1 protein-coding gene is annotated in these 273 nt (G+C 70.7%); it reads right to left on the minus strand.

Going from position 1 to position 273, the window contains the following annotated elements; all coding sequences use genetic code 11:
* On the minus strand, positions 1–273 hold a 273-nt coding region (locus H2O73_RS23990), incomplete at both ends, for a ParA family protein (RefSeq protein WP_182110801.1).

Raw genomic sequence — 273 nt, forward strand, 5'->3', positions numbered from 1 at the left:
GCGGCGCGCAGGGCGGGCTTGAGATCGCTGTCCACCTTGGGCGGCGTGTCGATGATCACCAGGTCGCAGGCCTTCGACAGCTTGCCCACCTCATAGCCCACCCCCCAGGCCGAGGCGGTGGAGAACTCCATGTCCGGAACCCCCTCCAGCCGCTCCAGCCGGGTCATGAACCACCGGCCCAGCGAGCCCTGGGGGTCGGTGTCGATCAGCGCCACGCTCTGGCCCGCCCGCAACCCCGCCACCGCGAGATTGACCGCCAGCGTGGTCTTGCCC

It is taken from the genome of Vibrio marinisediminis (assembly GCF_014050145.1).
Taxonomy (GTDB): domain Bacteria; phylum Pseudomonadota; class Gammaproteobacteria; order Enterobacterales; family Vibrionaceae; genus Vibrio; species Vibrio marinisediminis.